Annotated in this window: 22 protein-coding genes and 1 pseudogene; 13 read left to right on the top strand and 10 right to left on the bottom strand. The window is 64.7% G+C overall.

All coding sequences use genetic code 11. From position 1 onward, the window contains the following. Positions 1–57 precede the first annotated feature (57 nt). The 3 genes from AC1RUK_RS14830 to AC1RUK_RS14820 are packed head-to-tail and all read right to left on the bottom strand — an operon-like array spanning position 58 to position 2017. The gene (locus AC1RUK_RS14830; RefSeq protein ID WP_481835021.1) at positions 58–270 is read right to left on the bottom strand and encodes a hypothetical protein; all 213 of its coding nucleotides are present in this window, start codon (positions 268–270) and stop codon (positions 58–60) included. Then, a complete protein-coding gene (locus tag AC1RUK_RS14825; protein ID WP_481835022.1) occupies positions 254–790 on the bottom strand; it encodes a hypothetical protein in 537 nt (178 codons plus the stop codon). Before AC1RUK_RS14825 ends, AC1RUK_RS14830 begins: the two co-directional genes overlap by 17 nt. 30 nt (positions 791–820) lie before the next feature. Continuing rightward, a complete protein-coding gene (locus AC1RUK_RS14820; RefSeq protein WP_481835023.1) occupies positions 821–2017 on the bottom strand; it encodes a TadE/TadG family type IV pilus assembly protein in 1197 nt (398 codons plus the stop codon). Between the two features lie 293 nt (positions 2018–2310). On the opposite strand from AC1RUK_RS14820, the gene AC1RUK_RS14815 reads away from it, so the two are divergent. From AC1RUK_RS14815 to AC1RUK_RS14805, 3 genes are all read left to right on the top strand, one after another. Further along, a complete protein-coding gene (locus AC1RUK_RS14815; protein WP_481835024.1) occupies positions 2311–3171 on the top strand; it encodes a TIGR01459 family HAD-type hydrolase in 861 nt (286 codons plus the stop codon). Positions 3172–3206: 35 nt separating this feature from the next. Further along, positions 3207–4190 (top strand): bifunctional riboflavin kinase/FAD synthetase, encoded by a 984-nt coding sequence (locus AC1RUK_RS14810; RefSeq protein ID WP_481835025.1) that lies wholly within the window; start codon positions 3207–3209, stop codon positions 4188–4190. A gap of 278 nt (positions 4191–4468) precedes the next feature. Continuing rightward, complete coding sequence (locus AC1RUK_RS14805; RefSeq protein WP_481835026.1) at positions 4469–4903, top strand: FKBP-type peptidyl-prolyl cis-trans isomerase; 435 nt, start codon at positions 4469–4471, stop codon at positions 4901–4903. A 46-nt stretch (positions 4904–4949) separates the two neighbouring features. Here the strand turns inward: AC1RUK_RS14805 and AC1RUK_RS14800 are convergent, their stop codons facing one another. Genes AC1RUK_RS14800 through AC1RUK_RS14790 form a run of 3 tightly spaced genes read right to left on the bottom strand, consistent with a single transcriptional unit; the run spans position 4950 to position 7744 of the window. Further along, positions 4950–5540 carry a flavodoxin gene (locus AC1RUK_RS14800; protein WP_481835027.1) on the bottom strand — a complete coding sequence of 197 codons (591 nt, stop codon included), beginning with the start codon at positions 5538–5540 and terminating at the stop codon, positions 4950–4952. Between the two features lie 14 nt (positions 5541–5554). Then, a complete protein-coding gene (locus tag AC1RUK_RS14795) occupies positions 5555–6544 on the bottom strand; it encodes an aldo/keto reductase (protein ID WP_481835028.1) in 990 nt (329 codons plus the stop codon). Between the two features lie 36 nt (positions 6545–6580). Continuing rightward, complete coding sequence (locus tag AC1RUK_RS14790; RefSeq protein WP_481835029.1) at positions 6581–7744, bottom strand: aldo/keto reductase; 1164 nt, start codon at positions 7742–7744, stop codon at positions 6581–6583. 108 nt (positions 7745–7852) lie between these two features. Here AC1RUK_RS14790 and AC1RUK_RS14785 point away from each other — a divergent pair, with 108 nt between their 5' ends. From AC1RUK_RS14785 to AC1RUK_RS14770, 4 genes and pseudogenes are all read left to right on the top strand, one after another. After that, positions 7853–8743 (top strand): LysR family transcriptional regulator, encoded by an 891-nt coding sequence (locus AC1RUK_RS14785; RefSeq protein ID WP_481835030.1) that lies wholly within the window; start codon positions 7853–7855, stop codon positions 8741–8743. 186 nt (positions 8744–8929) lie between these two features. Then, positions 8930–9726: pseudogene (locus AC1RUK_RS14780) on the top strand (MipA/OmpV family protein). Between the two features lie 305 nt (positions 9727–10031). Beyond that, a complete protein-coding gene (gene ileS / locus AC1RUK_RS14775) occupies positions 10032–13007 on the top strand; it encodes an isoleucine--tRNA ligase (protein WP_481839497.1) in 2976 nt (991 codons plus the stop codon). 190 nt (positions 13008–13197) lie between these two features. Next, positions 13198–13875 (top strand): hypothetical protein, encoded by a 678-nt coding sequence (locus AC1RUK_RS14770; RefSeq protein WP_481835031.1) that lies wholly within the window; start codon positions 13198–13200, stop codon positions 13873–13875. Between the two features lie 31 nt (positions 13876–13906). Here the strand turns inward: AC1RUK_RS14770 and AC1RUK_RS14765 are convergent, their stop codons facing one another. Beyond that, entirely contained in the window at positions 13907–14359 is a 453-nt protein-coding gene (locus AC1RUK_RS14765; RefSeq protein WP_481835032.1) for a nucleoside deaminase, read from the bottom strand. A 181-nt stretch (positions 14360–14540) separates the two neighbouring features. Between AC1RUK_RS14765 and AC1RUK_RS14760 the strand changes: the two genes are divergently transcribed. From AC1RUK_RS14760 to AC1RUK_RS14740, 5 genes are all read left to right on the top strand, one after another. Beyond that, positions 14541–16697 (top strand): pseudouridine synthase, encoded by a 2157-nt coding sequence (locus AC1RUK_RS14760; RefSeq protein ID WP_481840286.1) that lies wholly within the window; start codon positions 14541–14543, stop codon positions 16695–16697. Positions 16698–16710: 13 nt separating this feature from the next. Next, positions 16711–17265 (top strand): 16S rRNA (guanine(966)-N(2))-methyltransferase RsmD, encoded by a 555-nt coding sequence (gene rsmD / locus AC1RUK_RS14755; RefSeq protein ID WP_436174410.1) that lies wholly within the window; start codon positions 16711–16713, stop codon positions 17263–17265. A gap of 127 nt (positions 17266–17392) precedes the next feature. Next, positions 17393–18748 carry a M16 family metallopeptidase gene (locus AC1RUK_RS14750; RefSeq protein ID WP_481835034.1) on the top strand — a complete coding sequence of 452 codons (1356 nt, stop codon included), beginning with the start codon at positions 17393–17395 and terminating at the stop codon, positions 18746–18748. Positions 18749–18752: 4 nt separating this feature from the next. Continuing rightward, entirely contained in the window at positions 18753–20144 is a 1392-nt protein-coding gene (locus AC1RUK_RS14745; protein WP_481835035.1) for a M16 family metallopeptidase, read from the top strand. Next, the gene (locus AC1RUK_RS14740) at positions 20141–21013 is read left to right on the top strand and encodes a patatin-like phospholipase family protein (protein ID WP_481835036.1); all 873 of its coding nucleotides are present in this window, start codon (positions 20141–20143) and stop codon (positions 21011–21013) included. The genes AC1RUK_RS14745 and AC1RUK_RS14740 overlap by 4 nt, the downstream gene beginning before the upstream one ends. 115 nt (positions 21014–21128) lie before the next feature. On the opposite strand, the gene AC1RUK_RS14735 is transcribed toward AC1RUK_RS14740, so the two are convergent. Beyond that, positions 21129–21404, bottom strand: coding sequence for a hypothetical protein (locus AC1RUK_RS14735; RefSeq protein WP_481835037.1), 276 nt, complete (start codon positions 21402–21404; stop codon positions 21129–21131). 274 nt (positions 21405–21678) lie between these two features. Between AC1RUK_RS14735 and AC1RUK_RS14730 the strand changes: the two genes are divergently transcribed. Further along, the gene (locus AC1RUK_RS14730; protein ID WP_481835038.1) at positions 21679–22413 is read left to right on the top strand and encodes a cation diffusion facilitator family transporter; all 735 of its coding nucleotides are present in this window, start codon (positions 21679–21681) and stop codon (positions 22411–22413) included. Here the strand turns inward: AC1RUK_RS14730 and AC1RUK_RS14725 are convergent. Both AC1RUK_RS14725 and AC1RUK_RS14720 read right to left on the bottom strand, forming a co-directional pair. Next, positions 22410–23123: a response regulator gene (locus AC1RUK_RS14725; RefSeq protein ID WP_481835039.1), complete on the bottom strand. Its 714-nt coding sequence runs from the start codon at positions 23121–23123 to the stop codon at positions 22410–22412. The genes AC1RUK_RS14730 and AC1RUK_RS14725 overlap by 4 nt on opposite strands. Beyond that, the gene (locus AC1RUK_RS14720) at positions 23120–25288 is read right to left on the bottom strand and encodes a hybrid sensor histidine kinase/response regulator (protein WP_481835040.1); all 2169 of its coding nucleotides are present in this window, start codon (positions 25286–25288) and stop codon (positions 23120–23122) included. The genes AC1RUK_RS14725 and AC1RUK_RS14720 overlap by 4 nt, the downstream gene beginning before the upstream one ends. Positions 25289–25520 lie beyond the last annotated feature (232 nt).

Raw genomic sequence — 25520 nt, 5'->3', positions numbered from 1 at the left:
GGCGTTTCTAACCAACTGGGAAGGGGGCAAGGATGGCGCTCCATGATTGCCAGTCGATCAGCTGACGATGCGCATGTTTGACAGTTCGTTGCCGATTTCCTTGAAATCGTCCGACAGCGTTGCGCCGGTCGAATTCCAGAACAGCTTGGCGGCCTTGCTCGGGTCGGTCGGATCCGTGCGGAAGCGCGAGTCCGACGAGCAGGTCTTCAAGGCGGTCATCTGTGCCGCCTCGGTCGTATTGGCCGCGTCCAGGTCAAGCGCGATCGTCATGACGATCACGCGCGTCCAGGTCAAGCGCGATCGTCATGACGATCACCCCGGCCGCTTTTGCATTGTTGCATAGCGTGGCGAAATGCTCGTTCATCGCCTTGGTGTAGTTGGCGTTCGAGTAGTCGTCCTTGGCGACCTTGTCGCTGGTGCCCAGGAACGGGCGGCCATAGGTGTAGGGGCTGTTAAACGGCTTGGTCTGATTGGGGTAGGCAAGATATCCCAAGGCCGAGTAGATCGACTTGGCGCCGGCAAGGTCGTTGCCGCCATACTTGTAGTTGGTGCCCGAGTAAGTCTGCGCTACCACTGATGTCGGCGTGTAGTAGGTGTTGGCGCCATCCGTCAGCACGATCAGGATCTTGTCGTTGCCCCTTTCGGTCTCGGGCCTGCCCCCAGTGAACGGCGCCGCGTTGGAAAGCGTTCTCCAGCCCCAGGCCATGCCTTCCGGCACGTTGGTGGCGCCGACGTCAACCATGTCGTCGATGGCCTTCTTGACGGCCGTTGCGCCGTCCGGGTCCGACACGTCGGTCAGCGGCGTGATCGCGGTTGTGCTTCAGCCTGCGTTCGGCCCCGCATTCGAGCCGTAGGCTGGGGTCACCTTGGTGCCGTAGTTAAAGTATTTCGGCATGAATTTCTGGCGTACCGCGTCGGTGCCGCTGGAGACATCAAGATGCCAGTTGTTGTTGGCCGGGCGCGCTGGATTGTTGGTGTCGGTTCTGTCGGTCTCGTCGGGCGCGAACATCGGCACGAACATGGTTGCCGGTGTCGAGGTCGAAGCAGCCGTATCCTGGATGTTGTAGGGATAGGGGCGGGATTCCACGCAGCCGCCCCAGCTCGCGATAGGCGCATAGGTTATGTTGGACGTGCAGGTGCCGTTCGAGGCCGTGCATGCCGAAATGCGCTTCATCCATTTGTAGAGCGAAAAGCGCGTCAGCGGCTGATCTTTCTGCGTCGCGTCCCAGGCCGTGCCTCGGGCGTAATAGATGCTGCCAACCTTCTGGGCATATTGGGTCGAGCTGACAGCCTGGGTAAGCGTCGACCAATCGAGGTTCTCCTGGTCGACGGGCGAGACGCCTGTCGTGTCCATCCACGTCGCGCCAGCGTTTGCCGAGCCGACATTGACCGAGGCGGCGAAAGGCACCAGGCTGAACTGGACCGGTTTGGTGACCTGCTTCATCGCCTGGGCGTGGGCGGCAAGCTGGTCGACCAACTGCTTGGCGGCGCTCTTGAGAAGGTCGAACCTGACGGTGCTCGAACCGTTGCCGAGTTCCGCCATCGAGCCGGAATTGTCGAGCACAAGCGCGACTTCCAGTGAGTTCCTGAGGCGGATCTCCGATCTGGCGCTGAAGTCGATTTCGCTGGCGCCGGCGGTCTTGCCGAGCAAACTGGCCGCAGCCGGCAGGAAGTATGGCTGATATTTCAGCGCAGCCTGGAGCACCAGCGTGCCGCCACCGGTATTGTTCTTGGGCAGCGTGACGGTCAGCGTCGTATTGGCAGGCTTGACGTGGTTCAGATTGGCTTCGAAGAAGTCCTTGGCGTAGGCCTTGGCTGCGTCATCGGTCGCGCCGGAGACAATCTGCTGGGCCGTGGCTAGGCCGGCCGCGTCGAGCGCGTTCAGCGTTTCCTGCCGCTGCCGCACCAGTTCCGAATAATCGATGGCGAGCGCCACGCCGCCCATCAGCGGCACCATGGTGATAACGGTCATCAAGGCATAATTGCCGCGCCTGTCGCGCGCAAACCTGCGGATCATCGTCTTTAGCCCCCACCAATGTACGACCATAGTCGCAGTCGATCTACGACCATGGTCACAGACCGTTAAATTTCACGTTGCTCGAAAGCATCAAGGTCGCACCGCCTTTTTGACTGCGCGTTAACCCTGTGGTGCCGGATCAGCCTTCGAGGGGGGGATGCCGCGCCCTTGGCCGCCAGTCCCGCCGCCGATGGCAAAAGCTGGTGACAGGACGGAGCGCTTCCGCTAATGCGGGACCGGCTGCGGCGGACCGTCGGCGGCAGCTTCGCAACGAACACGATTTGGGAAACGGCATGGCGGATTCGCCCGACATTATCGGCTCGCTCGCGGATTTGACGGCGGCCTATGCGGCCATCCTCTGCGATGTCTGGGGCGTGGTGCACAATGGCGAATGGCATTTCCCAGCGGCGGCCGCGGCGCTGGCCACGGCGCGCGCGGCGAAGCTGCCGGTCGTCCTGATCACCAATTCGCCGCGCCGCAGCGCCGACGTGGTGGCGCAGATGAACGCGATAGGTGTCCCGCAGACCGCCTATGACCGCGTCGTAACCTCGGGCGACGTCACCCGCGACCTGATCGCCGAGGGTCCCAGAAAGATCTTCCATATCGGCGCCGACCGCGATTTCACCCTCTATGACGGCCTCGACGTCGATCTTGTCGAGGAGTTCGAGGCCTCCGGCGTGGTCTGCACCGGCCTGTTCGACGACGAGGTGGAGAAGCCTGAGGACTACGCCGAGTTGCTGCGGCGGCTGCGGGCCAGGAACCTGCCCTTCATCTGCGCCAATCCCGACATCATGGTCGAGCGCGGCGAGCGCATGATCTGGTGTGCGGGTGCGCTGGCCCGCGACTATGCCCAGCTCGGCGGACGCACGCTGATCGCCGGCAAACCCTACGCGCCGGTCTATGAGGTCGCGATGCGCGAGGTCGCCCTGCTGCTCGGCCGTTCGGTCGAGCGCTCAAAGGTGCTGGCCATCGGCGACGGCATGATGACCGACATAAAGGGCGCGGCCGACAACGGCTTCGACGTGCTCTATGTCTCCGGCGGCATCCATGCGCGCGACTATGGCGATGCGCTGCAGCCCGACCCTGCCAGGCTCGCGGCCTTTCTCGAAAAGCATGGCTATCGGCCGGTCGCGGTCATTCCGAGACTGCAATAGGGGAGTAGGATCGCCCCGATGACGGAAGCCTCAGAATGACCGAAGCCTTCGAACGTATTACCGCAACATCGCCGCTGCCGGCCCATTTGCGTGGCGGCGTGGTGGCGATCGGCAATTTCGACGGCGTCCATCGCGGCCACCAGGCGGTGCTCGACCGCGCTCTTGCCGAAGCGCGGCGTCGCGGCGCGCCGCCACTGGTGCTGAGCTTCGAGCCCCATCCGCGAAAGGTGTTCAGGCCCGATATCCCGCTGTTCGTGCTGACGCCGCCGCCGATGAAAGCGCGGCTCCTGTCGCATCTGGGCTTCGCCGCTCTGGTCGAACAGCCCTTTACGCGCGAGTTTGCTTCACTGTCAGCAGAAGCCTTCGTGACCGGTATCCTGGAAGAAAACCTCGGCATAACCCATGCCGTCACCGGCTTCGACTTCCACTTCGGCAAGGACCGCCAGGGCGGCCCCGCCTTCCTGATGGCCGCAGGCGAGCGCCATGGCTTCGGCGTTACCCTGGTCGATGCCTTTCGCGACGAGGGCGCCGAGGTGGTGTCGTCGAGCCGCATCCGCGCGCTCCTTTGCGAAGGCGAGGTGGCCGAGGCCGCCGGCCTGCTCGGCTATCGCTTCACCGTCGAAAGCGAAGTGATCGGCGGCCAGCGGCTTGGCCGGACGCTGGGCTTCCCAACCGCCAATATGAGGCTTTCGCCGGAAGCCACTCTGAAGGAAGGGATTTATGCCGTCCGCTTCCGCCGCGCCGACGGCACGCTGCATGATGGCGTCGCCAGCTTCGGGCGCCGGCCGACGGTCGACGACAACGGCGCGCCGCTGCTGGAAACCTTCGTCTTCGATTTCTCCGGCGATCTGTATGGCGAGACCTGCGAGGTGTCGTTCTTCGGCTTCCTGCGCACGGAGGTGAAGTTCGACGGGCTCGACGCGCTGGTCGCACAGATGAAGCGCGACGAGGCCGAGGCGAGGGCGCTCTTGGCCGGCGTCAGGCCGCTGTCGGAGCTGGATGGCGCGATCGCTTTTTGAGCCCACAGCCGGCGCGATGCCGGCGAACACGGGCCGGCCGGCGTACCACCCTCCGTACCGCTCAAGCTCCATATCTACAGCTACGTTGACCGGGTGCAGTCCAGCCGCTGGAACGCGAGGCCGGGCGGGTCATGCCCTCATCGCTCAATCTGTGGGTTTACATCGGCAGCCAAGGCCCTAGTTTTAGGGTTTCGCACCGTGCACCTTAGTGCGTGGATGATCGAAAACGGGACCGTGAACTCTGGCCGGTCCCTCAAAAACTCCCAAAGGATGACGCTATGACACAGGCCAAGAATGGCGACACCGTGCGCATCAATTATACTGGACGTCTGGCTGACGGCACTCAATTCGACTCTTCCGGCGGCGAGCCGCTGCAATTCACGCTGGGTGAAGGGCAGGTGATCCCCGGCCTCGAAACGCATGTCGAGGGCATGGAGGTCGGTGCGAAAAGCACCGTCACCGTTCCCGCCGAAGCCGCCTATGGCCCCCACCGCCCCGAAGCGGTCATGACCATCGACCGCGCTCGCGTGCCTGATAACATCAACGTCGATATCGATACTCGATTGCAGGTCAGAACCCGCGAGGGGCGCCCCATGCCGGTAACGGTCGTCGGCGTGAACGACGCCAGCGTCAAGCTCGACGGCAATCATCCGTTGGCTGGAAAGGATCTGGTGTTCGACGTCGAACTGGTTGAAATCGTTCAGGCGGCGTAGGAATTGACTCCAAAGGGACCGTCGTAGTCCCGTGACGAATAACCGACTATTTGACCTTTAGCGTGTCCAACCACTGGGTGACCCGTTCGATGGTCTGGCGCTCTTGTGGCGCCTGCATCGAAAACCCTTCCATCAGGCGCGCCTGAGGGGCGTGGTTGGCCAGAACGGCCTGGCTGTTGCTGGGTCCGAAGCCGCCATGCGTGATAAACGGAATGATGGCCTTGCCCGCAAGGTCGTGGAGCGTGAGGAAAGTGCGGATTACGGGCGGCGCGGTTTCACCCCAGATGGGGAATCCCAGAAACACCGTCGCATAAGGGGCGGTGCTTGGAAGCTGGGCTTTGAGTGGCGGTCGGTCGCCGCGATCGCGCTCCTGCCGCGCCTGCTCGACGGTTTCGAAGTAGTCGGCCGGGTAAGGTGTCGCCGGCACGATCTCGAAGAGATCGGCCGGCAGCGCCCGGCTGAGCTGCCCGGCGATGACGCGGGTGTTGCCGCTCCGCGAAAAGAACGCCACCAGTGACTTGCCGTCCGCGCGCGGGGCGGCATCGGCCGGCGTGACCGATGCGCTTCTGGCAGCGAGCGGCAGCAGCATGGATGACATGAGGATCTTGCGCCTGGTCGGCTTTTGAGCATCGGTCACGGTGCGGATCCCAATCAGAGCCCGGTCATCTTGAGTGCGGCTTCGGGTAGGCGTTCGCCCTGGACTTCGATCTTCGCCAGGGCGTCGGCGAGTTCCTGCAGATCTTGCACGGTCAGCGTCACGTCGACCGCGCCAAGGTTCTCCTCAAGACGGTCACGCTTGGTGGTGCCCGGAATCGGCACGATCCAGGGCTTCAGGGCGAGCAGCCAGGCGAGCGCGACCTGGGCGAGCGTAACGCCTTTGCGCCCGGCCACGCTCTTCACGACATCGACCAGGGCCATGTTGGCCTTGCGCGCCTCCGGCGAGAAGCGAGGCACATTGTTGCGGAAGTCGGTCGGGTCGAACTTGGTGTTCTCGTCGATCTTGCCGGTCAGGAACCCCGCGCCCAATGGGCTGAATGGCACGAAGCCGATGCCAAGCTCATCACAGACCGGCAATACGTCCGCTTCGACGCCCCGGTAGAATAGCGAGTACTCGTTCTGCACCGCCGTGACAGGCTGGACGGCGTGTGCGCGGCGGATGGTCTGGACGCCCGCTTCAGAAAGCCCCCAATGGTTGACCTTGCCTTCGGCGATCAGGTCCTTGATGGCGCCGGCGACGTCTTCGATCGGAACGTTCGGATCGACCCTGTGCTGGTAGAACAGGTCGATACGATCGGTTTTCAGGCGCTTGAGGCTTGCGTCCGCGACACGCTTGATATGCTCGGGCCGGCTGTTGGTACCGCCGCTGCGGGCACCGGTCTCAAGATCGATATCAAAGCCGAATTTCGTGGCAATGACGACCTGATCGCGGATCGGCGCGAGCGCCTCGCCGAGTAGCTCCTCGTTGGCGAAAGGTCCATAGGCCTCGGCGGTGTCGAAGAGCGTCACGCCGCGCTCGTGCGCGAGGCGGACGAGCCCGACCATCTCCGCCTTGTTGGCTGGCGGTCCGTAAGCGGAGGTCATGCTCATGCAACCCAGGCCAAGGGCAGAGACGCGAAGGTTGCCAAGCTTTCTGATTTTCATAACGAACTCCTATGCGATCGTTGTGGGACGACCGGCTCAGCTCTTTTCCGCCGCTTCGACGCCTGAATAGACCAGCACGGCGTCGGGCAGGCGCGCGCCCTGAACCTGGATTGCGCCGACCGCGGCATTGAGTTCCGCAAGTTCCTCCGCCGTGAACCGGACCGAAGCCGCGCCGATATTTTCGAGCAGGTGCGGCATCTGGGTTGTCCCGGGTATGGGAACGATCCACGGCTTCTGCGCCATCAGCCAGGCGAGCGCGATCTGCGCGGCGGTAGCTTGCTTGCGCTTGGCCCAGTTCTTGATCAGCTCGACGAGCGCTAGATTGTGCGGCAGGTTCTCCGCCGAGAACCGGCCCTCGATCTTGCGGATATCACCGTCGGCGAACCGGGTTCTGGCGTCGAGGGCACCGGTGAGGAAGCCTACGCCAAGCGGGCTCCATGGGACGAAGCCGATGCCGAGCTCCGCGCAAAGCGGAAGCACTTCGCTTTCCGGCCCGCGCCATAGCATTGAGTATTCACTCTGGACGACGGTGACCGGCAGCGCGGTGTGAGCGCGGCGGAGGGTGTTCAGTCCCATCTCGGACAGCCCCCAGTGCAGGACCTTGCCCTGGTCCATGAGATCCTTGACCGCGCCGGCGACGTCCTCGATCGGCACATCCGGGTCGACCCGATGCTGGTAGAGCAGGTCAACGCGATCGGTGCGCAGGCGCTTGAGCATGCCCTCGACCGCCAGCTTTATGCGGTCCGGGCGGCTGTTTCGCCCCGGGCGCCGCTCGCCGGTCTCCAGGTCGATGTTCCAACCGAACTTCGAGGTGATCACGACGCGGTCGCGAAACGGCGCCACTCCCTCGCCAAGGATCCGCTCGACCTCATGCGGGCCGTAGGCCTCGGCGGCGTCGAAGAAAGTCACGCCTCGATCGAAGGCGGTCCGGATGATGTTGATCATCTCGGACCGGGTTGGGATTGTCGTCTGATAGGTCCGGCTCATGTTCTGGACGCCGATGCCGAGGCTGGAGACTTCCAGCGAGCCCAGCTTCCGCCGCCCGCCCAGTGCCGCAGCGCTGTTGACGCCTGTCGCTTGAGCCGTCTCCTGGGCTGGCGCCTGGGAACCGGTGGCCAAGAGAAGCGGCGTCGCCGCGAAACTTCCCGCCGCGCTCAGAAAGCCACGCCGCCCCATGCTTAGACTGCGTTCGTTTGCCATGCCTGCTCTCCTTCTCCGTTAATGCTGCGAAGAAGATAGGGGCTGCGGCATCATGCGATAACCTGCTATAATCCACATGAGCCTGTTAGCTGGACTAACAAATACACCATGCAGAACTTCAACGATCTCGCCGCATTTGCGGCCGTCGCCCGAGAGCGGAGCTTCACGCGCGCGGCAGCCAGGTTGGGGGTGTCGCCCTCGGCACTCAGTCAGACCATCCGCAACCTTGAGGAGCGGGTCGGGCTCAGGCTTCTGACCCGGACCACGCGGAGCGTGGCACCGACCGAAGCCGGTGATCGCCTTTTGCGCACCGTTGGCCCGAGGTTCGAGGAGATCGAGGCAGAACTGGCCACCTTGAACGCGCTGCGCGAGAAACCGGCCGGAACGGTCCGCATCACCACCGGTGAGCACCCGGCGATTTCCGTACTGCAGCCCGCGCTCAAGCGGTTCTTGCCGGGCTATCCCGACGTCCAGGTTGAGATCATCGTCGACTACGGCCTGACGGATATCGTCGCCGAGGGTTATGATGCCGGCGTCCGCATGGGCGAGCAGGTGGCGAAGGACATGGTGGCTGTCCGTATCGGGCCGGACATCCGCATGGCCGTGGTCGGTTCGCCGCAATACTTCAAGCGCTTCCCAGCCCCGCAAACCCCGCAGGACCTAACCGCGCACAAATGCATCAACATGCGGCTGCCGACTTACGGGGGACTGTTCCCGTGGGGTCTCGAGAAGGACGGCCGCGAGGTGAAGGTGCGGGGCGACGGCCAACTGGTCTTCAACAATCTTGGCATGCGCCTGAGTTCAGCATTGGACGGGTTGGGGGTCGCCTACATGCCTGAGGACCAGGTGCTTCCGCACGTTGCGCAGGGGCGGCTCGTGCGGGTGCTGGAGGAATGGTGTCCATACTTCCCCGGCTATCACCTGTACTACCCAAGCCGGCGTCACACGTCGCCGGCTCTATCCCTGCTGATAGACGTCCTGCGTCACCGGAGCGGTTGATCGAGTTCGGCGCTTGTCCGCCTGCTGCCAATGCGTGCTGCGATCACGGCGCCTCGATCAATTGGCTACAATGTCAAACAGTTCGGCCGCGATGTTACAGATCTTAAGTCAAATTTTACTGAACCGGCGCCATGGCTTGAGCCCTGCCGGCCGTTCTCTCCAGTGCGTTTCGCGCAAAGGGTGATGATGCGTATTGTCAGGACGATTCCGCTGCTTCTCGCCTCCGGGCTGCTCACCGTGTCCGCCGCGAATGCCGGCAAGGGGAGCTGGCTCTCCGGCGACTGGTATCTGACGCTCGGAGCCACGGGTCTGGTCGCGCCGGATTTCGAGGGCGGCAAGAGGTACATGCTCAGCGCCCAGCCGATCATCTCGCTCGGCAAGGCCGGTCCTCAGGCGCGCTTCACCTCGCGCAACGACAATATCTCGCTGGCGCTGATCGACGACGGCAGCGTGCGGGCCGGCCTGACCGGAAAAATCCTGTTTTCCCGCGACAGCGACGATGAGCTGAAGGGCCTCGACCCCGTGCGCTGGGCGGCGAGGCCGGCGGCTTCTTCGAATTCTATCCGATGGACTGGGTACGCGCCCGGGCCGAGCTCAGGCACGGCATCCGCGCCCACAACGGCTTTGTCGCCGACATCGCGGCGGATGCCTTTTACGACGTGACGCCCACGATCCGCATTTCGGGCGGCCCGCGCATTTCCTTCGCCTCGGCGGACTATTTCGACGTCTACTACGGCGTCAACGCTACGGAGGCGGCGGCGTCCGGCCTCAGCGAATACCATCCCGGCGGCGGGCTGAAGTCGACCGGGCTTGGCGGCGCGGTGACCTGGAAGGTGACCGAGCCGATGACAGCCAGCCTGTTCGGCGAATATTCGCGCCTGATGGGCCCGGCGGCCGATTCCAGCCTGGTCAAGGAGCGCGGCGACCGCAACCAGTTGACGGTCGGCGTGTCGACCACCTATCGCTTCGACTTTTCGATGTAGCGATTTGAACTGCGTGCTTTATTCCTGACGCCTAATCCGCTAAAAGCCCGGCCATGACGAGCTTTTCGCGCCTTTTTGCGATTGCGATACGAATTACGAGCCCGGTGTTCCGGGTGGCCTGAGAGCCGCCGGAGCCGCCGGGAACCTTGGCGTGCGCCTCTCGCGCTTTTTCCAGATCATCAACGCATATCGCCCAAAAGTGGCTCCGGTTTTGGGGAAACGATATGCGTCAAAGCAAAGACTTCAACGCCCGAGCTCTTTTGCCGCCGGGCAGTGCACATGGCAGACCGATGACCGACACCCCAATGACCGATACCGCTGAAACGATCGACTACTCCAAGACGCTTTACCTGCCGCAGACGGATTTCCCGATGCGCGCCGGCTTGCCCGAGAAGGAGCCGCTGCTGGTCAAGCGCTGGCAGGACATGGACCTCTACAGCAAGCTCAGGCAGGACGCCGCCGGCCGCACCAAATACGTGCTGCACGACGGCCCACCCTACGCCAACGGCAACATCCATATCGGCCATGCGCTGAACAAGATCCTCAAGGACGTCATCACCCGCTCGTTCCAGATGCGCGGCTACGACTCCAACTACGTGCCCGGCTGGGACTGCCACGGCCTGCCCATCGAATGGAAGATCGAGGAGCAGTACCGCGCCAAGGGCAAGAACAAGGACGAGGTGCCGGTCAACGAATTCCGCAAGGAATGCCGGGAATTCGCCGCGCACTGGATCTCGGTGCAGGGCGGCGAGTTCCAGCGGCTCGGCGTCGTCGGCGATTTCAAGAACCCCTATACGACGATGGCCTTCCATGCCGAGGCGCGCATCGCCGGCGAATTGCTGAAGTTCGCCATGTCGGGCCAGCTCTACCGCGGCTCCAAGCCGGTGATGTGGAGCGTGGTCGAGCGCACCGCGCTGGCCGAGGCCGAGGTCGAGTACCAGGACTATGAGAGCGATATGATCTGGGTGAAATTCCCTGTCGCAAGCCTTGCCCGCCCCGTGTCCGGCGCCGAAGGCGAACAGCCGGCGGCATTGTCCGAATCCTCGCTGGACCTGCTCGAAGCCCATGTCGTCATCTGGACGACGACACCTTGGACCATCCCCGGCAACCGCGCCGTCAGCTATTCGCCGCGCGTAGCCTATGGGCTCTATGACGTCACGGCAGCGGAGAACGCATTCGGCCCGCAGCCGGGCGAGAAGCTGATCTTCGCCGACGCGCTCGCCGAAGACTCGGCGGCCAAGGCCAAGATCGCCTTGAACCGCCTTCACAACGTTTCGGTCGAACAGCTTGGCAGCCTTACGCTTTCGCACCCGTTCAGGGGACTCGATGGCGGGTATGAATACCCCGTGCCGATGATCGCCGGCGAACATGTCACCGACGATGCCGGCACCGGCTTCGTGCATACCGCGCCCAGCCACGGCCGCGAGGACTTCGACGCCTGGACGGATGCGGTGGCTGAGTTGCTCAAGCGTGGCATCGACACGGCGATCCCGTTCCCCGTCGACGATGCCGGCTTCTTCACCAAGGACGCGCCGGGCTTCGGGCCGGACCGCGAGGGCGGTGCCGCGCGCGTCATTGACGACAATGGCAAGAAGGGCAACGCCAACCAGGCCGTTATCGACGAACTGATCAAGCGCAACGAGCTGTTCGCGCGCGGCCGGCTGAAGCACAGCTACCCGCATTCGTGGCGGTCGAAGAAGCCGATCATCTTCCGCAACACGCCGCAATGGTTCGTCTATATGGACAAGGAACTCGGCGACGGCACGACGCTGCGCAGCCGCGCGCTGAAGGCGATCGACGACACCCGCTTCGTGCCGGCGGCCGGCCAGAACCGCATCCGCGCCATGATCGAGGAGCGCCCGGATTGGGTGCTGTCGCGCCAGCGCGCCTGGGGTGTGCCGATCGCCGTCTTCGCCGACGAGGACGGCAATGTGCTGAAGGACGAAGCGGTCAACCAGCGCATCATGGAGGCCTTCGAGACCGAGGGCGCCGACGCCTGGTTCGCGGCCGGCGCCAAGGAGCGTTTCCTCGGCAATCATGACGCTTCTAAATGGAAGCAGGTCATGGACATCCTCGACGTCTGGTTCGATTCGGGTTCGACCCATGTCTTCACGCTCGAGGACCGCCCGGACCTGAAATGGCCGGCCGACGTCTATCTCGAAGGCTCCGACCAGCATCGCGGCTGGTTCCACTCCTCGCTGCTCGAAAGCTGCGGCACCAGGGGCAGGGCGCCCTATGACACCGTCGTCACCCATGGCTTCACCATGGATGAGGAGGGGCGAAAAATGTCGAAATCGCTCGGCAACACCGTCGTGCCGCAGGACGTGATCAAGCAGTCCGGCGCCGACATCTTGCGGCTCTGGGTGGTGACGACCGACTACTGGGAAGACCAGCGGCTCGGCAAGAACGTGCTGCAGACCAACATCGACGCCTACCGCAAGCTCAGGAACACCATCCGCTGGATGCTGGGTACGCTCGCCCATGACGATGGCGAGGAGGTCGCCCTGGAGAAGATGCCGGAGTTGGAGCGGCTGATGCTGCACCGGCTGGCCGAACTGGATGATGTCGTACGCTCCGGCTACGACGCCTTCGAGTTCAAGCGCGTCACCCGCACGCTGCTCGACTTCATGGTGGTCGAACTGTCGGCCTTCTATTTCGACATCCGCAAGGACGCGCTTTACTGCGACGCGCCGTCCAGCGTGAAGCGCAAAGCCTCGGTACAGGTCGTGCGCCATTTGTTCGACTGCCTGGTCAGGTGGCTGGCGCCGATGCTGCCCTTCACCATGGAAGAGGCCTGGCTCGACCGTCACCCCGACGCCGTTTCGGTGCATCTCGACCAGTTCCCGCAGATCCCGGGAAACTGGAGGAACGAGGCGCTGGCGGAAAAGTGGCGCAAGGTGCGGCAGGTTCGCCGCGTCGTCACCGGCGCGCTTGAGATCGCGCGTGCCCAGAAGGTAATCGGCTCGTCGCTCGAGGCGGTTCCGGTCGTCACCATCGACGACGCGGCGCTCGAAGCGGCGATATCGGACGTCGACATGGCCGAGATGGCGATCACCAGCGACCTTGTTATTACGCATGGCAAGGCGACTGACGGCGCGTTCACGCTGGACGACGTCAAGGGCGTGGCCGTGGTGGTGGAGAAGGCCGAGGACCGTGGCCTGGTGAAATGCGCGCGTTCATGGCGCTACACCGCCGATGTCGGGCAGGACCGGGCATTCCCCGATGTCTCGGCGCGCGATGCGGCCGTCCTGCATGAGCTGAAAGCGCTTGGCCGTTTATAAGCCGGTGCAGAAATACCACGCCGGGCAGCGCTTTGCTGCCCGCGCGTTGCCCTTAACGACCGGTTGAGATAAACACGCGAAACTCCGGACGACAAATTGTCGCCGGATTTCCGTCGCAAGTGCTTGAGCGATGGGGACCGGACCTTTGGCCGGCGGCGATCGAGAGGCTGTCTAAGTGGGACTTTTTGGCATGACCGAGAGAACTTCTGCGCGCGTTGCGCTGCTGGCGCCGCTTGTCGTATCAGGCCTCGCTCTGTCCGGCTGCATGGGCTCGCCCACCTACGGAACCGACAAGACCGCGGGCGAACAGCTTGCCGGCGACCTGTCCAGCGCCTTTTCGATCTCGCCGAAGCGGGGAGAAAAGATCGACTACAAGCCGCGTGCCGAGTTGGTGAAGCCGGCACCGGGACAGAAGGAAAACCTGCCGCCGCCGCAGGAGAGCATCGAAACGGCGAGCGCCGACTGGCCCGAATCGCCCGAGGCGCGCCGTGCCCGCCTGCGTGCCGACGCTACCGCCCACCAGGACGATCCGGCCTACCAGTCGCAGATCGTCGACGACGTGCAGACCGATCCGGTGGCGGTGAAGAAGGCGCTGGCGGATTCGGGCTCGAGCCACCCGCCGCGCTGGTCGCCGGCGGATTCGGACAAGGGCCGCGCCGCCGAGATCCAGCGCCGCATGGCCGAAGGCAAGCAGGGCGATCCCAACACCCGCAAATATCTCAGCGAGCCGCCTCTGGACTATCGCGTCGCCTCCGGCACCGCGCCACAGGGCGAACTCGGCGAGGACGAATACAAGAAGGAACGCCGCCTCAAGAAGGAGGCGCAAGGCAAGAAGAGTGGCGGCTGGTTCGACTGGATGGGCCTGTAAGCCACGAAGAAGCGTTCCGGCGCGCATCTGTTCAGGCTTCGCGCCGCTCCCGGAAAAAATCCTTGAGAATGAGGGAAGCTTCGCTTTCGCCCATGCCCGGGTAGATGTCGGGCGTGTGATGGCAGGTGGGTGAAGCGAAGAAGCGCACGCCGTTGACCACCGCGCCGCCCTTCTCGTCGGCGGCACCGAAATAGAGCCGCCGCAGCCTGGCGAAGGAAATGGCCCCGGCGCACATCGCGCAGGGCTCCAGCGTGACATAAAGATCATGGCCGGTCAGCCGCTCGCTCGCGAGCGCCTGGCAGGCCGCGCGGATTGCCAGCATCTCGGCGTGCGCAGTGGGGTCGGCAAGCTCGCGGGTGCGGTTGCCGGCTTTTGCCACGACCGTGCCGCCGCTGGCGATGACCGCGCCGACCGGCACTTCGCCACGCAGCGCGGCAGCCTCGGCCTCCTTCAGAGCCAGCGCCATGAAATCCAGCCGCTTCACGCGGTTTCCATTCCGATTATCTCCTCGCCACCTGACGGTGATCCTGTTATCTAGCGCCTAACCTCGAAAATCGGACTCAGGTTTTCGGAAACGATCATGCGCCAAATCAAAGTGCTACAGCGTCCTTTGCGCGTCCGAAAGGATGCGCCACGCTGTAGCAGCGCAAACAGGCAAAGGCCACATGGACGACAACGACAAGAAATTCCGGCCCAAAAAAGGTCCGGGCAAAAGCGGCCCGAGAGCCGCGGCACCGCGCGGCCGCGATGGCGCTGCCGGCAAGGGCGGCAAGCCGTCCTTCGGTGCCAAGAAACCTTACGCACCGCGTGGCGACCGGCCGATGGCCGCCGACGGCGAACGGCCGAAGCGCGATTTCAAGAGCGGCGACCGGCCGTTCAGCAAGGGTCCGCGTCCCGAAGGCAAGCCCTATGAGAAGCGCGAAGGCCCGCGCAAGCCCTACGCACCGCGTGGCGACCGGCCGGTGGCCGCCGATGGCGAGCGGCCGAAGCGCGATTTCAAGAGCGGCGAGCGGCCGTTCAGCAAGGGTCCGCGCCCCGAAGGCAAGCCCTATGAGAAGCGTGAAGGTCCGCGCAAGCCGTACGCGCCGCGTGGCGATCGGCCGATGGCCGCCGACGGCGAGCGGCCGAAGCGCGATTTCAAAAGCGGCGACCGGCCGTTCAGCAAGGGGGCACGCCCCGAAGGCAAGCCGTATGAGAAGCGCGAAGGTCCGCGCAAGCCCTACGCGCCGCGCGGCGACCGGCCGATGGCCGCCGAGGCCGAGGGCAGCGAGCGCCGCTTCGAGCGCCCGAGTTTCGGTGATCGTCCAAAGCGCGACTTCAGTGATCGCCCCAAGCGCGACTTCGCCGATCGCCCCAACCGCGATTTCGGTGGCGATCGGCCGCGCGCGTCGGGGGCTGGCTCGTCGGGTGGCGGCTTCAAGCCGCGCCCGCGTCCTGCCGAGGCGGCGGAAGAAGCCGGCGAGCGCATCGCAAAGAGGCTGGCCCGTGCCGGCCTTGCCTCGCGCCGTGACGCCGAGGAACTGATCGCTGCCGGACGCGTCAAGGTCAATGGCCGGGCTCTGACCTCGCCGGCCTTCAACGTCATGCCCGGCGACATCATCCATCTCGACGGCATGGAGATCCCGCCGATCGAGCGCACAAGACTGTTCCTGTTCCACAAGCCGGCCGGCGTCGTCACCACCAACCGCGACCCCGAGGGGCGGAAGACCGTGTTCGACGTGCTGCCGGCCGACCTGCCCAGGCTGATGACCATCGGCCGGCTCGACATCAACACGGAAGGCCTGCTGCTGCTCACCAATGATGGCGGCCTGTCGCGCGTGCTCGAACTGCCGGCCACCGGCTGGCTGCGGCGCTACCGCGTGCGCGTCCACGGCAAGGTCGAGGAAAGCGCGCTCGCCGGCTTGCGCGAAGGCATCGCCGTAGACGGCGTCTTCTATGGCGCCATCGAGGCGAGCCTCGACCGCGAGCAGGGCTCGAATGCCTGGCTGACCATCGGCTTGCGCGAAGGCAAGAACCGCGAGGTCAAGAACATCCTCGGTTCGCTCGGCCTCGACGTGACCCGGCTGATCCGCATTTCCTACGGGCCGTTCCAGCTCGAGGATCTGCCGGAGGGCCATGTGCTGGAGATCAAGGGCCGCGTGCTGCGCGACCAGCTCGGCGAGCGGCTGGTCGAAGAGTTGGGCGCCAATTTCGACGCCGAGATCACCAAGCCGTTTTCCAACAAGCCGGTGCGGCGGACCGAGCCGCGCCATGAGGAAACCGAGCGGCCGAAATTTGCGCGCGACGGGGTCGATCGCCGGCCGATCGGCGAGGGCGGCCTGATCAAGAACCGCAAGCGCCGCGAAGGCAGCCGCGACGAGGCGCTGGGCAAGCTGTCGACAAGGCCCGAGAGAGGCTCCGAGCCGGAAAAGAGTTTTGGCGAGCGCGGTCCCAGGCCTGAGCGCAGCGATTTTGGCGGCAAACCGCGCGGCGGCTTCGGCGACAAACCGCGTGGCGGTTTTGGCGACAAGCCTCGCGGTGCATTTGGAGGCAAGCCGGGGGGCGGCAAGAAATCCGAGCGCGAACAGCGGCCGATCGAGCCGCCGGGCCAGCGCAAGGCCAATGTCTGGATGGCGCCGGGCGCGCGTCCCATCGGCAAGGGCAGGGCGGATGCCGATGCCGCCAAGGCGGCTGAGGCCAAGGCGCGCAAGGCCTCGTTCAAGCCGGCCTATGGCAAACCGGCTGGCGCAAAGCCGTTCGGCAAGCCACGTGGCGAGCGTCCGGACGTCGGCAAGGGCGGTGACCGGCCGCGCGGCGGTCCCAAGGGTCCCAGGACCAGATGAGGCCCAGACCTAAATGAGAATCGTCGGTGGTGAGTTTCGCGGGCGTCCGCTGGCGACGCCGCGCGATCATGCCATCCGCCCAACCACCGACCGCACCCGCGAGGCGGTGTTCAACGTGCTGGCGCACCGCTTTGCCGAAAAGCTCGAAGGCGCGCGCGTGCTGGACCTGTTCGCCGGTACCGGGGCACTCGGCCTCGAGGCGCTGTCGCGCGGTGCGTCCTACGGCGTCTTCATCGAGGAATCAGCCGAAGGGCGTGGCCTGATCCGCACCAATGTCGAGACCTTCGGCCTGACCGGACGCACCAAGATTTTTCGACGCGATGCCACGGCTTTGGGCGAGGCGGGCACGCTTTCGGCTTTCGGCCTGGTCTTCGCCGACCCGCCCTACGGCAAGGGCCTTGGCGAGCGCGCGCTGCGCTCGGCCAAGGTAGGCGGCTGGCTTTTGCCTGGCGCGCTCTGCGTGGTCGAGGAGGTGGCCTCGGTGTCCTTCGAGCCAGGACCGGGATTTTCGGTGGTCGACGAGCGTGGCTATGGCGAGACGGTGATCCGGTTTATCGAGGTGGGGTGAGTGAGGCTCTCCCTTCTCCCACAACAAGGGGAGAAGGAAGAAGCGCCGCCTCGAAAATGACGAACAATTCACTTTGCCTCGTCTATAAACCCCGCCTATCGTCCCGACATGACAACCGGAGCCGTCGATGACACCTCATACTGAATGGCTGCGGAGTGCGGTGCTCATCACGGCGCTGGCCGTGGCCGGCCCCGCGCTCGCCGCCGACGATGGCAAGGTCACCAACTTCCTGCTTAACAACGGCATGGAGGTGATCGTCATTCCGGATCACCGCGCCCCGATCGTCACCCATATGGTGTGGTACAAGATCGGCAGCGCCGATGAGCCGCCCGGCAAATCTGGCATCGCGCATTTCTTCGAGCATTTGATGTTCAAGGCGACATCCAACCACGGCGCCGGTGAGTTCGACCGCGCCGTCTCAACCATCGGCGGTTCCAACAACGCCTTCACCTCATACGACTACACCGCCTTCCACGAGACGGTGGCGCCGTCGGCCCTTGGCGAGATGATGAGCTTCGAGGCAGACCGTATGCGCAACCTCATCCTCACCGACGATGTCATCAAGACCGAGCGCGATGTCATCCTGGAAGAGCGCCGCTCGCGCATCGACAACAGCCCGCAGGCGGTGCTCGACGAGGAGGTCGACGCCACGCTCTGGCAGAACCAGCCCTACCGCATCCCGGTGATCGGCTGGATGCAGGAGATGGAAAAGCTGAACCGCACCGACGCCATTGGCTTCTATGACAAATACTACCGGCCCAACAACGCCGTACTGATCGTGGCCGGCGATGTCGAGCCGGACACCGTGAAGGCGCTGGCCGAGAAGACCTATGGCAAAATCGCGCGGGGCCCGGATTTACCCCCGCGCATCCGCCCGGTCGAGCCGGAGCAGAACACCAAGCGCACGGTGACGCTGACCGACGCGCGCGTTTCCGTGCCGAGCTTTTCGACGCAATGGGTGGTGCCGTCCTATCGCACCGCCAAGCCCGGCGAGGCCGAGGCGCTCGATCTGCTGGCCGAGATCCTTGGCGGCGGCAACCGCAGCCGGCTCTACCAGCAACTCGTGGTGAAGCAGGGCATCGCCGGGGAAGCCGGCGCCTGGTTCCAGGGCACCATGTTAGACGCCACCAACTTCACCGTCTACGGCTCGCCGCGCGGCGACGCCAAGCTCGGCGATGTGGAAGCGGCGGTCGACGCCGAGATCGCCCGCATCGCCAAGGACGGCGTCACGCCGGACGAGTTGGAGAAGGCCAAGGACCGCTATGTCCGCTCGGTGATCTTCGCCCGCGACAAGCAGGACGACATGGCCAACATGTATGGCTCGACGCTCGCCACCGGCGGCAATGTCAAGGATATCGAGGAATGGCCGGACCGCATTCGCAAGGTCACCGCCGACGAGGTCAAGGAAGTCGCGGCGCGCTATCTGGTGCTGGACCATTCGACGACAGGGTATCTCTTGCCGCAGCAACAGGCGGGGAATTGATTTGATGACGATGCAGCACAGCGGCCTCTTTCCTTCTCCCATAAGGGGAGAAGGGGGCGCCTGGCGGGGAGAAGGAAGAGCCCGGCACGCCCTCTCCACCCTCTTCCTCTCCATTCTCTTCCTCATCCTGCCAGCGCTCGCCGCGCGGGCGATGGACATCCAGGAGGTGACGTCGCCCAAGGGTATCACCGCCTGGCTGGTCGAGGATCATTCGGTGCCGATCGTCACCATCCGCTTCGTCTTCGACGGCGGGTCCACACAGGATCCGGCCGGCAAGGAGGGGCTTGCCAATCTGATGACCGGCCTGTTCGACGAGGGCGCCGGCGATTTCGACAGCGACGCTTTCCAGGTGAAGCTCGATGATGCCGGCGCCGAAATGGGTTTCGATGCGCAGCGCGACGGCACCTATGGCTCGATGCGCATGCTTTCCGAACAGAAGGACGCCGCCTTCGACCTGCTCACGCTCGCGATCAACAGGCCGCGCTTCGACCAGGCGCCGATCGACCGCATCCGCGCCCAGATCCTGTCCGGCATCATCGCCAATGAGCGCGACCCCAACGCCATCGCTCAGCGCAAATGGCTGGGCGCGATCTATGGCGAGCATCCCTATGCCCGGCCCGACGAGGGCACCAGGCAGAGCATCGCCACCATCACGCCCGACGATATCAGGGCTTTCTACAAGGCCAGTTTCGCTCGCGACGGCCTGCATGTCGCCGTGGTCGGCGACATCGATGCCGCGACTTTGAAAGGCAAGCTCGACCAGGTCTTCGGCGACCTGCCGCAAAAACAGGCGCTCGCCCCAGTCGCCGACACCGCCCTAAAACTCGGCCAGCAGGTCGAGGTGAATTACGACCTCCCGCAGACCTCGCTGCAGCTCGCTTTTCCCGGCGTGCAGCGCAACGCGCCGGATTTCTTCGCCGCGGTGCTGATGAACCAGATCCTCGGCGGCGGCACCTTCACTTCGCGCCTCCACGACGAGGTGCGCGAGAAGCGGGGGCTGGCCTATGGCGTCGATTCCAACCTCGTCGACCACCAGCATTCCAACGCGCTGATCGTCACTACGGCGACGCGTTCGGACCGCGCTTCCGAGACCCTCGACATCGTGCGCAAGGTGGTGAAGGAGATGGCGGAGCAGGGGCCGACCGAGGCCGAGCTGGAGGCAACCAAGAAATACATGATCGGCGCCTATGCGATCAACAATCTGGATTCCTCCAGCGCCATCGCCGCGACGCTGGTCGAGCTGCAACTGGACAAGCTCGGCATCGATTACATGCAGCGCCGCGCGGCGCTGATCAATGCGGTGACGCTCGATCAGGTCAAGGCGGCGGCGAAGAAGCTGCTGTCTGCCGAGCCGGCGATCATGATCGTCGGGCCGGCTTTGGGGGGCAAGGGATGAGCCCCACCTTCGGTGTTGCCTTTGGCGGCGGCGGCGCGCGCGGGCTGGCGCATATCCATGCCATCGAGGCACTGGACGAACTGGGCATCAAGCCGGTCGCCATCGCCGGCTCCTCGATCGGCGCCATCATGGGCGCCGGCATGGCCTCGGGCATGACCGGCAAGGACATCCACGATTATGCGCGCTCGATCCTCAGCCGCCGCGCCGAGGTGGCGACGCGCATGTGGCGCGCGCGCCCGGGCAGCCTCGCCGAGGCGATGCAGGGCGGCATCCGCGTCAGCCAGTTCAACATCGAGCGCATCCTGAAAGCCTTCCTGCCCGACGCCATCCCCGAAACCTTTGCCGAGCTGAAGATCCCGCTGCAGGTGACGGCGACCGACTATTTCGGCCACAAACTCGCCGTGTTCCACGATGGCGACCTGCATTCGGCATTGGCAGCCTCGGCCGCCATTCCCGCCGTGTTCCGCCCGGTGACACGCGACGGAAGGGTGTTGATCGACGGCGGTATCTACAACCCCGTGCCGTTCGATCTCATCGAAAAGGCAGCCGACATCATCATCGCCATCGACGTCGTCGGCGCTCCGAGTGAGATCGAGCGCAAGCATCCGACCACGGTCGACCTGATGTTCGGCGCCACGCAATTGATGATGCAGTCGATCATCGCCAACAAGCTGAAGCAATGCCGGCCCGACATTCTGGTCCGCCCGGCAGTGTCGAAATACCGCGTGCTCGACTTCATGAAGATCGACGCCCTGATGAGCGAAACCGTCGGTATCAAGGACGAGTTGAAGCGCGAGATCGAGAAGGCGGTCGAGGGGCTGGGCAAGGCCGGCAAGACGAAGCGCACCAGGAGCGTCGGCCGCGTTTGATTTCGCCATGACGGCCAACGGCCATCGCGCATGACCCCAGGAAACTGGTTCCAGGATCATGCGCGAATTCAAGGGTTAGAGCGGCCTTTGCGCGTCCAGTCTGATGCGGGACGCTTTAACGCCTTGTCGAGGATTTGGACCGGTCATGGCCGGTCCCACCGCCGCCGCCGTGCTGAACGGCCGGAAGGCCGGTGATGTTCTTGCCGCTGGTCGAGAGCTGGACGCCCCCCTTTTGGACAGCCGGCAGGTTGGTGGTGCCGCCGCTATGCTGGACGGCAGGCAGATTGCCCAGGTTCGAGCCAGCGATGGAACTGCCGCTTGCAGCGCCGGCCGGGGCCACGAGGCAGGCCATTGCCGAGGCAGCGGCCACGTAAATCCTAAAACTGTTCATCTTGATTTCCTTCTCTTGGGGGAGCCATCCCGCCGGGTGCGCTCCATGGGCAGGCTTTTCGCTGCCGGCTGTTTCAGGCGAATGCCGAATTCGTCCGATTTGTTTCGATTGTTGCGATCCGCCTGCGCCGAACGTCCGCCTGTTGTCCGCAAACGATGACGATGGTGGTGCGCGAGCCTCCCGGCGACACAAACGAAACCTTCACCCGGCAAATCGGCAAATCCAGGCAACATCGCTGCGTCATCCGTGGCGCCAGAACGAGGAGGTTCTGGCGATGCAAACCTTGCAAGCAAACAATGGCGGATCGGATGGCGACGCGACCGCTGCCCGCACGGCGCGTCTGGCCGTCCTGGCGGGCACGCCTGGCCTGCTGCTGACGGCCTACGCGGCCGCCACGTCAACGTCACTGACCATCCGCGCCGATCTCGCGCTGACGCTGATGGACATGCTGGTGCTGGTCGTTGTCGCGGTCGTGGCCGGTGGCACGAAATCGGGCATCGGCAAGCGCCGGGCAGCCCTGGCCGAAACCCTCGCTAACGCCCTTGCTGCCCTCGGCATGTGTCTTTCCATGGCTGTCGTCGCCGGCATCGCGGTCCAGCGCATCACGGCCGGCGGCGTCGAACCGCACGGTTCCGGCGTGCTCCTCGCCATGAACCTCAATCTCGTCTATGTCGCGGTCAATTTCTGGATCCTGCGGCGCTGGAAGGCCCGCAACGCCCTTGCTGCGTCCGCGCTGGCGCGCGCGCAGATTTGCCTGTTCTCCGACAAGCTCTCGTCGAACCTGTTGATCGCCGCGTCGCTGGCAACAGCCATGGTCTGGGAAGGCACGATAATTGCCCGTTTCATCGATCCGGTTGCCGGGCTGCTGATCGCGACCGCAACCGCGCGCTGGACCATTCCCGTCGTGCGCGATACCTCGCGCAGCCTGCGCCGGGAAGTTCGCAAGCGGGTGGGACGGCGTGAGGCACTGCAACAGACGCCTGCATCTGGTCGCAAGTCGTCGGTCTAGCGCCGTCCTACCTCATCGCGGGCGGGCTCGAAGACATAGCCTTCGCCGCGCACTGTCACTAGAACCGCCGGCGCCTCGGGTTCGGCCTCGACCTTCTTGCGCAATCGCGTGATGCGGATGTCGATGCTGCGGTCGCCCGGCTCGAGGTCGCGGTTGTGCGCCAGCCTGCACAGCTGGTCGCGGGACAGGATCTGCCGGGGATGGCGCGCGAACACGCAGAGCAGGTCGAATTCCATGGGCGAGAGTTCCACGTCGGCGCCGTGCGGATCGACCATCGTACGGCCATCCATATCGAGCACGCAGCGGCCGAAACGGATGCGGTTTGCCGGCGCCCGCTCTTCCTCGCCCAGGCGCCTTATAACGCTCCTGATTCGCGCCAGAAGTTCACGCGGTTCGAAGGGTTTGGCCATATAGTCGTCGGCACCGGCGGCGAGGCCTTCGAGCCGGTGCGGCAGATCTCCGACGGCGGTCAGCATCAGGATCCCAATGCTGCTCCGTCTGGTGATTTCGCGGGCGAGGTCGTAGCCGCTTTCGCCGATGAGATTGACGTCGAGAATGACCAGATCGGGGCCGAAGCGGTCGATTTCGGCACGCATGCCCGCTCCATCCGCAACGGCGCGGACGTCGAAGCCGTGCACCGGCAGGTAGTCGCACAGCATCTCGCGCAAGGGCGTTTCGTCGTCGACGATGAGCAATTTCTGCCTGGTCACGGTCTGGCCTCTTCCATTGCGCTGAGGCGCTCCGTCACCAGCCTGCGAAAACTTTGCGGATCGAGCGGCTTTTCGACCACGGGCGCGCCCGTCTCGCCGATGAAGCGATCGATTTCGGGGGCCAGCGTGTCGCCGGTCACGAACAGCAGCCGGCTGGCGAGCCCGGGGCGCACCTCCTCCAATGCGCGATAGAGGCCGGGTCCGTCGAGGCCGGGCATGCGTATGTCGCTGATCAGCAGGTCAACCCTTTCGTGGCGCACGGCCCTCACGGCGGCATGGGCGTCGTCCGCGATGGTCACGTCATGGCCATCGCGCCTGAGCAACTCGGCGATCATCGCGGCGATATCGGCATCGTCGTCGACCACCAGAATGCGCGCGGCCGATGGCGCGGGCGGGACCTTGCCGGCCGTCGCCGGCGCCGAAACCGCCTCGGCCTTTCCGGTCGGAAGCCGGATCGTGAAGCGCGCCCCGCCGCCCTCGGTCGAATCCAGCTCTATGCTGCCGTCATGGGCGGTCACGATGCCGTGGCAGACGGACAGGCCGACGCCGGTGCCTTCGCCGGCCGATTTGGTCGTGTAGAAAGGTTCGAAGGCGCGCGCCCGGACTGTCTCCGGCATGCCCGGACCGTTGTCGGCCACCACGATCTCGATGGCGCCGTCTTCACCGGTGGTTATGATCGTCAGCCGCCGCGGATGCGGCACCTGCAGCAAGGCCTGCTGTGCATTCACCGCCAGGTTGGTGATGACCTGATGCAGTTGGTCCCGGTCGCCCCAGATGGCGGCAAGCCCATCCTCCAGTTCGGTACGGATCTCGATCCCGGCCGAGCGCAGGCTGTAAGCGGCAAGTTCGAGCGAGGCGATGACGACTTCGTTGATGTCGACGGCGCCTCTCGTCGGCGGCTTCTTGCGCGCCATGGCCAGGAACGTCCGCACGATGCGCGAGCACCTTTCGGCCGCCGCATGGATCTTGTCGGCCCGCCCTACGGTCGCGCTGTCGGTCGAAAACTCCTTCAGCATCGAGCTGTAGCCGATGACGACCGACAGCGGATTGTTGAGCTCATGCGCCACCCCCGCCAACAGCGAACCAAGCGCGGAGAGCTTTTCGGACTGATAGAGCGTTTCGCGCTGACGGGCGATCTCCGCCTCGGCTTCGCGCTGACGCGTGATGTCGGTGACGGCGGCAAGCATGGCCGGGCGGCCGTCCTGCGTGATCAGCCGAGCCGAAACCAGTGTGTCGATCCGCTTCCCCTGCATGGTGGTCATGCCGGCTTCGAATGCGTCGACGAGGCCGTCTTTCAGCAAAAGCCGCATGAGATCGTCGCGTCGGGCGCGGCTTTCCCAGGTCGATATCGCTTCCGCGCCGACCTGGCCGACCTCGATGCCGAGTATCTTGCGCGCCGGCTCGTTGACGAACAGGATTTCGGGGCCGTCGATTGCCGAGATGGTGATCGGCAACGGCACGCCCTCGGCGATGGCACGAAACTGCGTCTCCCTTTCTCTCGACAGTTTCTCGGCCTCGATGCGCGCCTGTTCGGCGTACACGCGGTCGGAGATGTCGCGGCCGACCGACTGCACCTCGATCAGCCGGCCTTCGTCATCGAAGATGCCGTGATCGTTCCAGGCCAGCCATCGGTTGATATTACCCGGCATCGCATTGATCAATTCGATGCTGGCGTTCGGGGCCTCAGGGGTGAGCCGGCCGAGATACTCGACAAACCGGCGCCGCTCGTCAGGCGGAAGCACGTCGAGTTCACACCAGGATGGGCTGAGAAGCTCTTCCCGGGTCTTGCGGCATGCCCGGCAATACGCATCGTTGACGAAGGTCAGGTAGCCGTCGGGAGACATGCGAACGACGAATTCGGTCTGCAGTTCGACCACGCTGCGATAGCGCTGCTCGCTGGCCTCCAGCGCCTCGAGGGCAAGCCGCTGCTCGGCATCGGCGCCGCTCTGAAAGCCTGCCGGACGGGCAAGGTCACGCACCAGCGTCCTGTGCATGGCAGCGAGGAAGACCAGCAGGCCGGCCAGGATGAGCGCATAGGGCAGGAGCGGCGCTTGCCAGCTGTAGGATTGATGCAGGCCGAGACCGGCGACGAGCAGCACCAGTGGCAGGCTGCAGGCGGCCATCGCCAGCGCATAGCGCCGGGGCAGGTTCGAGGAGGTCGGCAAGGCGAGATCTCCACTGATGCGCCGATGGCGCCGTTCCCTTATGGCCAGAGGATGGAATGGCTCTCGACCTGTCAAGCCGGCCATCCGCGGTGGCTAGGTATCGCTCATGGCGTTGCCGCGAACCTTGGCGTGGCGACGTTTCACGACGATGCCGCCGCGCCGGTCTTTCCAGAGTGCCATTGTTTCAATCGGTCGAGCCGGAGCCGCACATCGCCGGCGGGGCAGGGCAACC

The sequence above is a fragment of the Mesorhizobium monacense genome, from assembly GCF_056781675.1.
Note: the sequence above shows the minus strand (reverse complement) of the source record. Positions and strands in the feature narration are given on the sequence as shown.

Excerpts from the sequence above, each read along its gene's own strand:
- AC1RUK_RS14830 (WP_481835021.1), bottom strand. The coding sequence starts at position 270 with ATGACGATCGCGCTTGACCTGGACGCGGCCAATACGACCGAGGCGGCA.
- AC1RUK_RS14820 (WP_481835023.1), bottom strand. The coding sequence starts at position 2,017 with ATGATCCGCAGGTTTGCGCGCGACAGGCGCGGCAATTATGCCTTGATG.
- AC1RUK_RS14815 (WP_481835024.1), top strand. The coding sequence starts at position 2,311 with ATGGCGGATTCGCCCGACATTATCGGCTCGCTCGCGGATTTGACGGCG.
- AC1RUK_RS14810 (WP_481835025.1), top strand. The coding sequence starts at position 3,207 with ATGACCGAAGCCTTCGAACGTATTACCGCAACATCGCCGCTGCCGGCC.
- AC1RUK_RS14805 (WP_481835026.1), top strand. The coding sequence starts at position 4,469 with ATGACACAGGCCAAGAATGGCGACACCGTGCGCATCAATTATACTGGA.
- AC1RUK_RS14795 (WP_481835028.1), bottom strand. The coding sequence starts at position 6,544 with ATGAAAATCAGAAAGCTTGGCAACCTTCGCGTCTCTGCCCTTGGCCTG.
- AC1RUK_RS14790 (WP_481835029.1), bottom strand. The coding sequence starts at position 7,744 with ATGGCAAACGAACGCAGTCTAAGCATGGGGCGGCGTGGCTTTCTGAGC.
- AC1RUK_RS14785 (WP_481835030.1), top strand. The coding sequence starts at position 7,853 with ATGCAGAACTTCAACGATCTCGCCGCATTTGCGGCCGTCGCCCGAGAG.
- ileS (WP_481839497.1), top strand. The coding sequence starts at position 10,032 with ATGACCGATACCGCTGAAACGATCGACTACTCCAAGACGCTTTACCTG.
- AC1RUK_RS14770 (WP_481835031.1), top strand. The coding sequence starts at position 13,198 with ATGACCGAGAGAACTTCTGCGCGCGTTGCGCTGCTGGCGCCGCTTGTC.
- AC1RUK_RS14760 (WP_481840286.1), top strand. The coding sequence starts at position 14,541 with ATGGACGACAACGACAAGAAATTCCGGCCCAAAAAAGGTCCGGGCAAA.
- rsmD (WP_436174410.1), top strand. The coding sequence starts at position 16,711 with ATGAGAATCGTCGGTGGTGAGTTTCGCGGGCGTCCGCTGGCGACGCCG.
- AC1RUK_RS14750 (WP_481835034.1), top strand. The coding sequence starts at position 17,393 with ATGACACCTCATACTGAATGGCTGCGGAGTGCGGTGCTCATCACGGCG.
- AC1RUK_RS14745 (WP_481835035.1), top strand. The coding sequence starts at position 18,753 with ATGACGATGCAGCACAGCGGCCTCTTTCCTTCTCCCATAAGGGGAGAA.
- AC1RUK_RS14740 (WP_481835036.1), top strand. The coding sequence starts at position 20,141 with ATGAGCCCCACCTTCGGTGTTGCCTTTGGCGGCGGCGGCGCGCGCGGG.
- AC1RUK_RS14735 (WP_481835037.1), bottom strand. The coding sequence starts at position 21,404 with ATGAACAGTTTTAGGATTTACGTGGCCGCTGCCTCGGCAATGGCCTGC.
- AC1RUK_RS14730 (WP_481835038.1), top strand. The coding sequence starts at position 21,679 with ATGCAAACCTTGCAAGCAAACAATGGCGGATCGGATGGCGACGCGACC.